This is a genomic window from Gardnerella sp. C0026F2 (genome assembly GCF_056590715.1).
Genome location: NZ_JBWPWR010000001.1, coordinates 169,419 through 182,355, shown reverse-complemented (window position 1 = coordinate 182,355; position 12,937 = coordinate 169,419). Strand labels below are relative to the sequence as shown.

The 12,937-nt window shown below is 40.7% G+C and carries 9 protein-coding genes and 1 pseudogene; 2 read left to right on the top strand and 8 right to left on the bottom strand.

Annotation, left to right across the window (positions count from 1 at the left end; translation table 11 throughout):
- Positions 1-230: 230 nt before the first annotated feature.
- The 6 genes and pseudogenes from smpB to map form a co-directional block, all read right to left on the bottom strand.
- A complete protein-coding gene (gene smpB, locus AC1EK3_RS00575) occupies positions 231-722 on the bottom strand; it encodes an SsrA-binding protein SmpB (RefSeq protein WP_480033289.1) in 492 nt (163 codons plus the stop codon).
- Between the two features lie 133 nt (positions 723-855).
- On the bottom strand, positions 856-2,262 hold the full coding sequence (locus AC1EK3_RS00570) for a CHAP domain-containing protein (protein WP_480033290.1): 1,407 nt from the start codon (positions 2,260-2,262) through the stop codon (positions 856-858).
- Between the two features lie 146 nt (positions 2,263-2,408).
- The gene (gene ftsX, locus AC1EK3_RS00565) at positions 2,409-3,332 is read right to left on the bottom strand and encodes a permease-like cell division protein FtsX (RefSeq protein ID WP_480033291.1); all 924 of its coding nucleotides are present in this window, start codon (positions 3,330-3,332) and stop codon (positions 2,409-2,411) included.
- Between the two features lie 442 nt (positions 3,333-3,774).
- Positions 3,775-4,786, bottom strand: a pseudogene (gene ftsE, locus AC1EK3_RS00560) (cell division ATP-binding protein FtsE); the annotation flags it as partial.
- A gap of 63 nt (positions 4,787-4,849) precedes the next feature.
- A complete protein-coding gene (gene prfB / locus AC1EK3_RS00555) occupies positions 4,850-5,986 on the bottom strand; it encodes a peptide chain release factor 2 (RefSeq protein ID WP_375169357.1) in 1,137 nt (378 codons plus the stop codon).
- A gap of 80 nt (positions 5,987-6,066) precedes the next feature.
- On the bottom strand, positions 6,067-6,840 hold the full coding sequence (gene map / locus AC1EK3_RS00550; protein WP_119526255.1) for a type I methionyl aminopeptidase: 774 nt from the start codon (positions 6,838-6,840) through the stop codon (positions 6,067-6,069).
- Between the two features lie 113 nt (positions 6,841-6,953).
- Between map and AC1EK3_RS00545 the strand changes: the two genes are divergently transcribed.
- Positions 6,954-9,092: a M13 family metallopeptidase gene (locus tag AC1EK3_RS00545; RefSeq protein WP_480033292.1), complete on the top strand. Its 2,139-nt coding sequence runs from the start codon at positions 6,954-6,956 to the stop codon at positions 9,090-9,092.
- A gap of 104 nt (positions 9,093-9,196) precedes the next feature.
- Here AC1EK3_RS00545 and AC1EK3_RS00540 read toward each other — a convergent pair whose 3' ends face one another.
- Positions 9,197-10,594 carry a CAP domain-containing protein gene (locus AC1EK3_RS00540; protein WP_480033293.1) on the bottom strand — a complete coding sequence of 466 codons (1,398 nt, stop codon included), beginning with the start codon at positions 10,592-10,594 and terminating at the stop codon, positions 9,197-9,199.
- Between the two features lie 309 nt (positions 10,595-10,903).
- Here AC1EK3_RS00540 and AC1EK3_RS00535 point away from each other — a divergent pair, with 309 nt between their 5' ends.
- A complete protein-coding gene (locus tag AC1EK3_RS00535; RefSeq protein ID WP_480033294.1) occupies positions 10,904-11,392 on the top strand; it encodes a single-stranded DNA-binding protein in 489 nt (162 codons plus the stop codon).
- 170 nt (positions 11,393-11,562) lie between these two features.
- Here AC1EK3_RS00535 and AC1EK3_RS00530 read toward each other — a convergent pair whose 3' ends face one another.
- Positions 11,563-12,867, bottom strand: a complete 1,305-nt coding sequence (locus AC1EK3_RS00530; protein ID WP_480033295.1) for a zinc ribbon domain-containing protein — start codon at positions 12,865-12,867, stop codon at positions 11,563-11,565.
- Between the last annotated feature and the right edge of the window lie 70 nt (positions 12,868-12,937).

The following is a 12,937-nucleotide window of genomic DNA, read 5'->3' as shown; positions in this document are numbered from 1 at the left end:
ATTCGCAATAATGTATAATATGTGCGTGTCGCGTTGAGAGGATTATTGAGCGCGCAACTTACTTGCGACCAAAACTACTCACGGCTGAGCAGTTTCGGTCGGAATCTAGCTGGAAAGCGACATAAACTACTCACGGATGAGCAGTTTTGGTCGGATTTTCTTGCGTAGACGACATAAACTACTCACGGATGAGCAGTTTCGGTCGGAATCTAGCTGGAAAGCGACATAAACTACTCACGAGCGCGCAAATTACGGTAACGCATTTCACGTAAAGCTTCTCGCTTATCTTGCTCCTCACGCAAAGCCTGACGCTTATCAAATTCCTTTTTACCGCGCGCTAAAGCAATTTCTACCTTTACGTAACTTCCCTTAAAATACAAACGCAAAGGCACAACAGTGTAGCCTTTCGCTTCAGTTTGCCTAGAAAGCTTAGCAATTTCAACAGCATGAAGCAGAAGCTTACGCTTGCGCTTAGGAGCATGATTATTCCACGTACCGTTTAAATATTCAGGAATATTTGCTCCTTCAAGCCACATTTCACCGCGACGATCAATATTCACGAATGATTCAGCTAAAGAAGCGCGCCCTTCGCGAAGTGACTTAACTTCAGTACCAGTAAGAGCAAGACCTGCTTCATAACAATCTTCAATTACATAATCATGATGCGCTTTACGGTTTTGTGCCACAGTAACAGTGCCATCTTGCGCAGGCTTATTTGCCATAATTCCCCTCCAGTACACATCACGCACAAAAGAAACTTGCCATAAGATACTACTATCTTATGGCAAGAACAATAAGTCGTAAACTTACAAAGTCTTCAATTTCAACAAATTGAAAACCTTGAAGTGCTTATATTTAATAATGCACATACTCGTAATCGCCTGGATTATAAATAGTTTCATAAGCAGGGAATGTCGAAAAACCAGTTCCACCTTCAGAAATAAGAACTGATCCGTCAGCATTTACACGTTCCACAACCGCAACATGTCCATATTGCCAATCAGCATTCCAGTTGCCAACGCGTTGGCCACGAGCAAACACCATAACGGCACCAACATGTGGAGTTCTATTAACTAAATATCCAAGCCTACGGCCAGTATTCGCCCACTCAGCACCGTTACCCATGTAAGAACCAACAGGAAGACCAAGTTGCGAACGACGCAAATAAGCCCATAACGTGCATTGACGAGAAGGATAAGCAGAACCACCAACAGTGTTCCCAGTATCATGTCCGTAGCAGAACTTAGAACCCTCTGCGCAATTTCCAGGAACAGTATAATTCATACCATTAGCAGCGCCATTGGAAAGTTGCATCGGAGGAAGGTAAATATTTCTTCCAGAGCTTCCATTTAATTGCTGACGATTACCAGCATTCGGATCAGCTTTAGCAAATGACTTATTAGCAAGAGCACGCGCTTGAGCATCAATAGCAGATTTCATTGCTATAATTTCTGCAGCCTCACGAGCAGACTGAGAAGTTAAACTACTCTTTTGACTTTCTAGCTGCTTGCGAATTTCTTCACCATGATCTCGCAAACTTTGCAAAGACTTTTTGCGATCATTGGCAGCTTTCGCAGCAATTTGAGCACTTTGCGCTTGAGCATCCGCCTGCTGCTTTAACTTGGCGATTTCTGCTTCAATAGCAGCCAAACGCTGACGACGATTCATAGAAGTATTCAACTTAATAGCAGCATCATTAGCAGCATTTGCTTCACTTCTAGCAACAGCAGCTTCGGATTGCAACTTTCCAACAAACTGTTCTGTAGTAGTTGATTTAGTCACAATATTCATAACATTAGATGCTTGAGAACCATGGAAACTCTTACGAGCAAGCTGCGCTACAGCAGCCTTAGCATCATCAAAATCTTCACCAGTTTTTTTAATTTTTTCTTCCAAATCACGCTTATCTTTTTGCGCAGATTCTAGACGCTGCTGCGTTGATTCTACAAGACTGCGCGCCTGAGAAGCTTGCTCTTCTGCTTGTTGAGCAGCTCGTATTTGATTTGGAATTTTATGCTCATTTAAATCATTTAATTCAATGATTTTATTTGCAAGTTGTTTATTTACACCAGCGAGTTGGCGCTTCAAATTCTCGTTTCGTTGTATTTTGCGCCTATATTCCTTCATATTGACAGCACTTGCTGTAGACGCATTAAATAATGTACCAGCAACACCAGCAAACATCATTGAAATAGCAACTATTAAACTCACTACAGTATGAGTGCGTCGAATTACATACATGCTATGTCGATCTTCGCTCATATCACTTCCCTTTCAACATCACTATTGCGAATTATACCGTAATACAAGGAATCGTGCGAGTTTCTACTTAAAATCTTCTAAAATATTACTTTCACAATGCTCATGCGAAAATAACGCAAATAATTACGCACCTATTATTTTGCATCTTAAGCTTTTAAGTACCGTCTCAAAGCAATAGCAGAAGCAACTATAGATAACACTACTGCACCAGCTACAAGTACTGGAACGCATAGCCACACAGTTGTTTGAGTAACAAATGGCATCCAACGCACATTCTGTGCAAGCCAATCAGTTACAAAAACTTTAACTACTAAACTTAGCGCAACACCAGCAAGTAAAGAACCTACAAACGACGCGAACGCTCCTTCAAGAATAAACGGCATACGAATAGTCCAGTTAGAAGCACCAACTAAGCGCATAATTTCGGTTTCTTGACGGCGACTAGCAGCAGACATTCGAATCGTAGTGCCAGTAAGCATAATAGCTACAACAACCATAACTGCTGCAAGCACAATTGTCACAACAGTAGCTCGATTAAGCACACTGAAAACAGGATCAAAAATCTGACGCTGATCGACAACTTCTTCCACACCGTCGCGTCCAGAAAGAACTTCTGAAACAACCTGATATTTCATAGGATTAGTAAGCTTCAATCGCAGCGAATCTTGCATATCTGCCGCAGTTAAAGTACGTCCTTGATACATTCCGTTAGGATATTGCTTTAAGAATGTGTTCTTATAAAATTCATTGCGACTAACATAAGTAATATTTGAAACATCATCGCCTAATTCTTGGTGAATAATATGCTCCAATTTTACAATTTCGGAATTAGTAGGCGCTTTTCCAGAAGCACAAGAAGGCGATTGGCTAGTTCCATCCGGGCACAGCCAAGCAACCACTTCTACTTTGTCATACCAGTCACCTTTTGCCTTGGTAATTTGCGCTTGCATAAGCACTGAAACACCAATAAAAAGGAAAGAAATGAACGTTACAAGCATAACCGAAAGAATCATCGAAACATTACGACGCAAACTAATGCATGTTTCGGAAAAAATAAATCTTAAACGCATTACTCTGCTCCTTCAGTTTTATCAGTGTCATTATTACTATCGTCAACACTAATGTTCTCATTATTAGTATTTGCAGCCGCAACAGGTGGCTTAGGCGGAGCTGGAGGCATAGGAGGGAGCTGAGATTTACGCTCAAATCGCTCAGATTGCTCAGATTCAGCATCGGATTGTGAACGATTTTCTGCTTCGGATTGCGATTCATCGCTGGTTTCAGATTGTGATTCTTCGCTCACTTCATCAGTTTCAGTAGATTCATGAGTTTCGTGAGATTCAGCAGACTCGTCAGTTTCGTGAGATTCCTGAGATTCAGTAAACTCGTCAGTTTCGTGAGATTCAGTAGACTCAGAATTTATGGCATTTTCAGAGGATTCTTTATTATCTTCCGAAATCTCAACTTCTGAATCATTCTCTTCAACATCTTCATTATCGTTTGAAGAAATCAATCCGAGTCCCCAAGTCATCGTTGTTTCCAAAGACTGGAACACTTCGCCGTAACGACCAGTTCTGCCGGAATGAACAGACTGCGCCAAACGTGCAATTCCTTCATTTTCTGAAGTGTCACTCTTCAACGATTGCGTTACCATGTCAACAACTTCACGCGCCTGAGCAGCACGTTGAGCTTTTTTAGAAAGCCTCTTATGACGTTCAGCATGCTCAGATTGAGCAATTGATTTTTGAGCATCACTATCCGATTGATCTTGAGAATTTTCAACAGTTTGTTGTGCTTTAGAATTATGCTCAACTTCACTATCCGGGAAATACAATGCAGAATCATATGATCCTTCACGCTCATCACGCACAATTTTTCCAGCATGAAGCTCCACAACTCGCTTACGCATTGAGTTCACAATTTCCTCATTATGCGTAGCCATAACAATTGTTGTGCCAGTTCGGTTAATAGCATCCAAAACTTCCATAATTCCAAGAGAAGTAGTCGGATCCAAATTACCAGTAGGCTCATCTGCAAGAATAATTTGAGGGTGATTTACGTATGCGCGAGCAATTGCAACTCGCTGCGCCTCACCGCCGGAAAGCTCGTGTGGATAATTATTTTCTTTACCAGTCAAACCAACAGTTTCAAGAACACGAGGAACAAGAGAACGAATAGTCGCTCTACTTGTACCAATCACTTCCAAAGCAAAAGCAACATTTTGATAAACTGTTTTATTATTAAGCAGCTTATAATCTTGGAAAATAAAGCCAAGAGATCTACGATACTGCGGCACTTGTCGGTTAGAAAGTCTGCGCAAATCGTTACCGGCTACGTGAATTTCCCCACCATTTGCCTCTTCTTCGCGAAGCAGCAAACTAAGCAATGTAGTTTTGCCAGAACCGGAAGCACCAACAAGAAACACAAAATCTCCGCGATCTACATGCAAAGACACATCGTCTAATGCAGGACGTGTACCTCGAGGATATATTTTTGACACATGATCTAATGAAATCAGCGACATTATTTCAATTCCTTCCGAAGATTATGTGTAATTGTTGGTTTTTAGTTCTAGCTTTAGTTTTATTTAAGATTCTGCTTCAGCTTCTTTTTGAGCTGCAACTCGCTGCTCGTGACGCCAACGAATGCCAGCTTCAATAAAACCGTCAATATCACCGTCAAAAACAGCTTGAGTTTGTGAAGTTTCGTAACCAGTGCGCAAATCCTTCACCATCTGATAAGGGTGAAGCACGTAAGAGCGCATTTGATCTCCCCAACTTGCCTTAATATCTCCAGCAAGTTCCTTCTTTTTTGCAGCTTCCTCAGCATGCTTAAGCACAAGCAAACGCGATTGCAAAACTGCCATTGCAGCAGCGCGATTTTGAATCTGGCTTCGCTCATCTTGCATAGAAACAACCAAGCCGGTTGGCAAATGCGTAATGCGAACAGCAGAATACGTAGTGTTCACGCCCTGGCCTCCTGGCCCTGAAGCCTGGAAAGTATCCACGCGAATATCCGAATCTGGAATATCAATATGATCCGTAGCTTCAACAAGAGGAATTACTTCCACAGCGCTAAAACCAGTTTGGCGACGTCCTTGATTGTCGAATGGCGAAATACGAACCATTCTGTGAGTGCCGCCTTCTACAGAAAGACGACCATACGCATAAGGAGCATCAACTTGGAAAGTAGCGGATTTAATACCAGCTTCTTCTGCATAAGACGTGTCCATCATCTTAGTTTTATAGCCGTTTCGCTCAGCCCAACGCAAGTACATACGGAGCAACATTTGAGCGAAATCAGCAGCATCCACGCCGCCTGCACCAGAGCGAATCGTAACAACTGCAGAACGAGCGTCATACTCGCCGTCAAGAAGAGTCTGAACTTCCATATCGTCCAACTCGTGAGCAATATTTCCAAGCTCTTCTTGAGCCTCATTCATTGAATCAGCATCGCCTTCTTCTTCACCAAGCTCAATTAAAGTCTTAGTATCTTCAATGCGTTGCTCAACAGCTTGCAAACGCTTCAATTGAGACTGAGCTGCAGAAAGCTTACTAGTGACTTGCTGAGCATGCTCAGAATCGTCCCAAAGTCCAGGCTCTGCAGCCTGCTTTTCTAAATCAGCAATCGTAGCCTTCAACGAATCGACATCTAGTGCTTTAGAAATCGAAGAATACTTTGCTTCAACATCATTTAGTGCTTGGGAAAAATCAAATTCCGCCATTTATTTAAAGTACCTCTTTACATACCTGTTTTACGCAATTACTACTCGCAAAATACTTACAAAATCAACTATTTATAAGTTTAGCGCACGGTCAAAATCTCAGGACCGTTTTCCGTAATTGCAATCGTATGTTCAGTGTGTGCACCACGAGAACCATCAGCAGAACGAAGAGTCCAACCATCCTTAGGATCCTGATAAATTTCGTCAGTAGTCTTTAAGAACCATGGCTCAATTGCAATCACAAGACCTGGGCGAAGCTTGTAGCCATGGTGAGCAGTGCCATCGTTAGGAACGTGCGGATCTCCGTGCATAATATGACCGACTCCGTGACCACCAAACTCAAGGTTTACGCTGTAACCATACTCGTGAGCAACGCAGCCAATAGCAGCAGAAATATCGCCAAGACGGTTGCCAGGCTGAGCCATATTGATACCAGCTTCCAACGCTTCCTCAGTGCACTTAATTAAGCGCAAATCCTCAGGATCAGCATGATTTCCAACCACGAAACTAATAGCGGAATCACCAACCCATCCGTCGACGTTAATTGCCAAATCAAGAGTCAACAAATCGCCGTCTTTAAGGTTGTAATCGTATGGAACTCCGTGAAGAACAGCATCGTTTACAGAAGTGCAAATATAGTGTGCAAAAGGTCCTGTACCAAAATCAGGAGCGTAATCAACATAGCAAGAAGACGCACCTTTGCGGCTCATAATTCGCTGACGAACGAAATCATCAATCTCAAGAAGATTCGTGCCAACTTTGGTCATTGCTTTCAAGTCTTTAAGAATACTACCGACGAAGCGACCTGCAGGCTTCATCGCTTCAATTTCAGATGGAGTTTTAAGTTCAATCATGCTTTAAGACTAACGCGCAGGCACGAAAATAGCGCAAAATATGGCGAAAATAACGAGAAAATATGGCGGAAATATTAACTAATAGTGTCGCTTAATACTTGTAAGCTAATCTCATGTCTAACAATAATGAAAATAATAGTAAAAATAAGGGATTGCAGAAGGAAATTTCTGCTGTAGATTTCGACCCTGCATCCTTCTCTTCGGTTACTCGACCACAAGACGATTTATTCCGTTATGTAAACGGTCCTTGGATTGACACTTACACTCTTCCAGAAGACAAACCGATGTATGGTGCTTTCCACAAGCTTGCAGAAGATGCAGAGACGCAAATTCGAGATATTTTAGAAAGCGAAGATTGCACAGCTAAAAAGTCACAAACTTTATACCGTAATTATTTGAATACTGCAGCTATCAAAAAAGCTGGAATTACGCCAATTAAGGGCGATTTAGACGCTGTGGATTCGACTAGCAGCAAAGAAGATTTGGTTCGCACTATTGGCGCGCTTAACCCGTATGGCGGCCCAGATGCAATGTTTTCTTTTGGCGTTTACGGAGACCCTAAAGATCCTAAGACGAATATTATGCATATTGAACAATCGGGATTGGGCTTGCCAGACGAAGCATACTATCGCGAAGATAATTACGCTCCAATTCGCGCTGAATACGTAAAAATGGTAGCTTCTTTGTTGAGATTGGCTGGTTACGGAGATACCGCTACTACCCAAGCGCAAGCCGAACGTTTTTTGAATGTTGAAACTAAAATCGCGAAGCACCATTGGGATAACGTTGCAACTCGCGATTCTCAAAAAACTTATAATCCTTACGATTATGCTAATTTGGCAAAAAATCTTGAAGCTCTTAATCTCGACGCTTTCTTAGAAGCTGCTCAAAAAGCGTACGACAACTGCGAAGAAGAAGCACATCAGCCAATCAATCTTCGTGAAGCTTTTAGCAAAGTAGTAGTTCACGAACCAAGCTTTATAGAGGGATTGAATAAGATTTGGCAGGAAGCTGACTTAGAAGATTTAAAGCTTTGGGCACGCTTGCACGTGATTTTGTCTTGGGCAAGCTTATTGAGCGAAGATTTTGCAGAAGCTAAATTCGACTTCTACGGCAAAGTGCTTTCTGGAGCCACAAAACAGCGCGACCGCTGGAAGCGAGCAATTGGAGTTGTTGACAATGCTTGCGGTGAGGAAGTTGGGCGCGAATACGTGCGATTGCATTTCCCTGAGTCTTCTAAAGAGTATATGAAAGGCTTAGTTGACAATCTTATTAACGCTTACCGAGAGTCGATTTCTCACAGCAGCTGGCTTGGCGAGGAAACTAAGGCGAAGGCTTTGGAAAAGCTTAGCAAGTTTGAGCCAAATATTGGTTACACAAACCATTGGGTTGACTACTCTGCGCTAAATATTAAGGAAGATGCTGATTTAGTTGATAACATGCGCGAAGTTTACCGCTTTGGTTTTGGTAGAAATACTGCAAAAGCTGGAAATCCTGTGGATCGCGAAGAATGGCAGATGACTCCGCAAACTGTGAACGCTTACTACGATCCTCTACTGAACGTAATCGTGTTCCCAGCTGCAATTTTGCAACCTCCATTCTTTAACCCGAGCGCTCCAGACGCAGCAAATTACGGTGCTATTGGTGCCGTGATTGGTCACGAAATCGGTCACGGTTTTGACGATCAAGGTTGCGAATACGACGGCGACGGCGTGCTTAACAATTGGTGGACTGAAGAAGACAAAGCTAACTTTGCTGAACGTACTAAGAAGCTTATTGAGCAATACAATGCTTTTACACCAACGCAGCTTATCGTTAAGTACTCTCACTTGAAGAGCAAAGAAGAGCGCAATGCGATGCCTCACGTAAACGGTGCTTTAACAATCGGCGAAAATATTGGCGATTTAAGCGGCGTGACTATTGCGCTTAAAGCATACGCTTTCGCTTTACAAAAGAGCAAAGGGCAAGAAATCGACGGAAGTGACGATGCTATTCGCGAAACCTTGCTTAACGCTCCTGAAGTAGATGGCTTCACTGCTTTGCAGCGATTCTTCTTAAGCTACGCGTTGGTTTGGCGTTCCAAGGCTCGTAATGAAATTGCGGAACAGCTGCTTCAAATCGACCCACACTCCCCAGCCGAATGCCGCACTAACGGCATTGCTCGAAACGTTGACTTGTTCTACGATGCGTTCGATGTTCAAGAAGGCGACGAGATGTGGCTCAACCCAAGCGAGCGCGTGCACATTTGGTAAAGCATCTCAAATTGAGCACAGAAAACTAACAATAGAAAATAAAAAAGCCTGCATGCGTTCTTTATTAAACGTTTGCAGGCTTAATTTATATTGCTTTATAAGTTTTATTCTTCTGCAGAGGTAGAACCTTCAGAAACGGCTTCTTCTGCAGCAAAATCTTGCGAAACAGTCTCATTCGAAACGGCTTCTTCTGCTTCAGCATCAGCAACTTCTGCTACAGCTTCAGCATCAGCAACAGCAGAATCAGCAACAGCAGTATCAGTATTAGCAACAGCAGTGTCTACAGAAGCAACTTTTGCACGCGCATTTTTACGTGACTTATAAAGCAAAACAGAGCACACAGCTACAGCACAAAGAATAATTACAATTGCAATTACAGCAACCACCATTCCAGAAATACCAGTTTTTTCAGTATTTTTAGCAGAATCTTTACTATTTGCAATTTGAGAATTAACCTTATTGGTTAAATGCTTATCTTTTTCAAATACTTTCTTTTTGCTAGATTTCTTATCCTTAAGTTTTTTCTTGTCTTTCTTATCCTTATCGTCTTTCTTATCCTTATCGTCTTTAGCTTTATTAGTATTATTCGCTGCGGCAGCAGGACGCTGATAAACTTGAGGACTTCCATAACCAATTTTGCCATCAGGATAATCAATATCACCGTTATATTCTGACAATGTTAAATCACCAACAATGCCGTATGGACCGCCTTGAGCTTCACCATAACCAAAGGAGATATTTTGTGGATTCAAAATTTGATACAAATGACCATTTTCCTCAGTAAATGCACCACGAGTAGCGCGCAATGGTCCCTCTTCATTTTGAATCCATAAACTCATAGAACCAGCAAGATCTGTACCCCAGCTTAAGTTTTCGCCCCAAGCTTTTCTACCATTAAAATCAGGCGCGCTTTTACCATCTGGAGCAAAATGACCAAATTTACCATGTTGAGCAGTCTCTTGCGCGCGACGATAGGCATCCTCTTCATTTGCGGAATCGTATTGAATATTATTCACATAAGCTTGTTTAGTTAAACCGCAACGACTCACATAATCTTGCAAAGGAATTCCTTCAAAGTAAATACTACGATCGTCGTATAAACGCGAACGTGCATTACGAATTGAAGCCAGCACATAGCGCACTACATCAACAGATCGAACCCAGCCAACACTACGTGCAACGTTTTTTTGTTTAATAATCGGGTTTTTAATAGACAGGTTTGACGTAGACGAATTAGATGCTTTTTGGCTTAATTCTAACGAATTTACGCCCATAAAATTCATTTTCATGTAGCTTTGCGCAGGCAAGCACACAAAGGATACTACAGCGAACAGGCTTATTAGCGAACATACAATGCGCTTCACTACAGTATTTTTAATTATTGCATTCTTCGAATTTATTGAATTATTCGATTTAAAACCAAATGATTTAAATAAGTTAGAGGAGCATGAATTTACATGCATAGCTAGATTGCGCACCAATCCCTGCTTATTATTTTTCATAGTAAACTCTTCTTCTGTTCATTCAATGCAATAAATATAGGTCAATAGTATCTCTTAATGAGGAATTATTGCGAAAATGCTTGCAATATTGCGGTCTTTAAATTGGTTTTATTGTCAATATTTTTAATAAATTGTGGTTAAAACATAGCTTTTAACCACAATAAAAGAATTTTCTAGAACAATTCTCGCAAAACATTCATAGTTGTTATTACTGCGGCATTTCCTCGTGGCTGCGAAGCTCAGGGGCAATAGTGGCTCTGATTTCGGGGCTGAAATGACTGCAGTCCAAATCGTGAAAGGATGATGAATATGGTACAACAACAGTCAACTGTGACTATTAGCGGATTTGTAGGCGCAGAACCAATAAGTTTTGGACGCAACGAAAATTCTCCTGCTTGCTCTCTACGAATTGCAAGCACACAATCTTATTATCGAAATGATGAGCAGCAATGGCATGAGCGTCCAACCACATGGATGACTGTAAAAGCGTATCGAACTTTGGCTTCAAATGTTCTTAAAAGTGTACATAAAGGTGATGCAATTGTTGTTTCTGGAAATTTGAGTACTGAAAGTTGGACAAAAGACGGAAATGATTATAATCGCATAATTTTAGAAGCGGCTACTATTGGTCACGATTTAAATCGTGGAACTACTCAATTTACAAAGCGAAACGCTGATTCCGCTAAAAATGATCACGCAAAAAGTAGTAATCAAATACAGCAGAACAATAAAGCACAAGAAAATAATTCTAACGAAAACATTTCGAATGACGAATTTGGTGGCGAAACTGATATTTAGGGATTAAAATCACAACTCAATAAATCCCTCAAACTCGCGCAACGGTAAGCAAATTAATATGAATAAAATAAAATAGCCGCCAAGAATCAACATTCCTGGCGGCAAATCTATTTATTCTCTATTTCGCAAATTAAGTATTTCCTAATTTACTGAAACTGAGATATCTACTGCTACTTAATCACATGTATGTCATCAGAAGAAACCGATGGCTGACCATAAGGCAAATCACCACCATGATACATAATGCCATTAGGTTTAGCTGCAATAGTAATTCTCTTACCTTCGTATTGTTTGAAATTATTATTAGTTCCATCATTAGAGTCACTGATAAGCACAGCTACTTTATTAGCGAAAGTAATAGTTGGTCTTAAAGAACAATCCATAAAACCACTATCCACTGTAACTGAAGATGGATTATCTAGCAAAAGAACAGTAAAGCGTACATTATTATCATAAGTGTCTGTGAAGCCAGTAGTATCATCCTTATCAGCGCCAGGTAAGTTCTTAGCCTCTTTCTTACTTAACGTCTTTACTTTTCCAGTGTAGACTTGGTAACCCTTTTCAATCCAATCCTGAACATTCTTATTATGCTCACGCACTTTTTGTGAATTTTCTTCATTATTCACTAATGCGTCAACACCTCTCATGTCTGAAATTGAAATAAACGGAGGCATTACTACTTTTGATAATTCATCACTACCTTGAACAACACCATCGCTTCCTAACGGATGCTTAACAGTTTCAGAGCTAGTTGTGAATTTATGGTGTTTATTTAGGCGATATATTGTTTTTGTCCAAGGCATATCTCCATCACTCGTAGCATCGTAACCAATTGGTGCAAGTGTAACTATTCCATCATGATTCTTGTTAAAATACAAAGTTGCATACGAATCGCTACTAGAAGTCAACTTTTCTGATTTTGTAAGTTTTTTACCATCGTAAGAAACAACACGAACACCATATGTGACGTTTATCATCCTAATAGGATCAGAACTGTGCCAAGAAGTAATCACTAAATCTGGGATAGAGTCTTTGTTCATATCCCATAATGTGTAGGAATACTTCATGTCACTACTGCCTGAAGATTTTGTTTTGCTAAAATCTTTTAGAACTTTTTTATATTGTTTTCCAGCCTCACTAATTACGTTATTATGAGACTTATCAGCGCTATTTACTCTTTTATTTAGATTCAAAAAACAAACTATTCCAGCAATTACCACGACCAATGCAACTACTGCCGAAATAATAATTGTTAATTTTGAATGCTTACTTTTCTTATCCTTAGGCGCATCTACAGGCTGCTCATAAACCTGAGTATACAGTTGCTGTTCTGATTGGTTATAAACTGCTTGCTGTGGATTATTTATTTGTTCTGCAGAAGTTTGCGAACCAATAGAAGAATCAATCCTCGCTCCACACTCATTACAAAATTGCTGATTATCACTAATTTGTGATCCACATTTTTCACAAAACATATGTGTAACTTCTTCCTATTACGTATATATAAAACAAGTGGGATGCAAACGCAGAGCCCACAAGTTATTA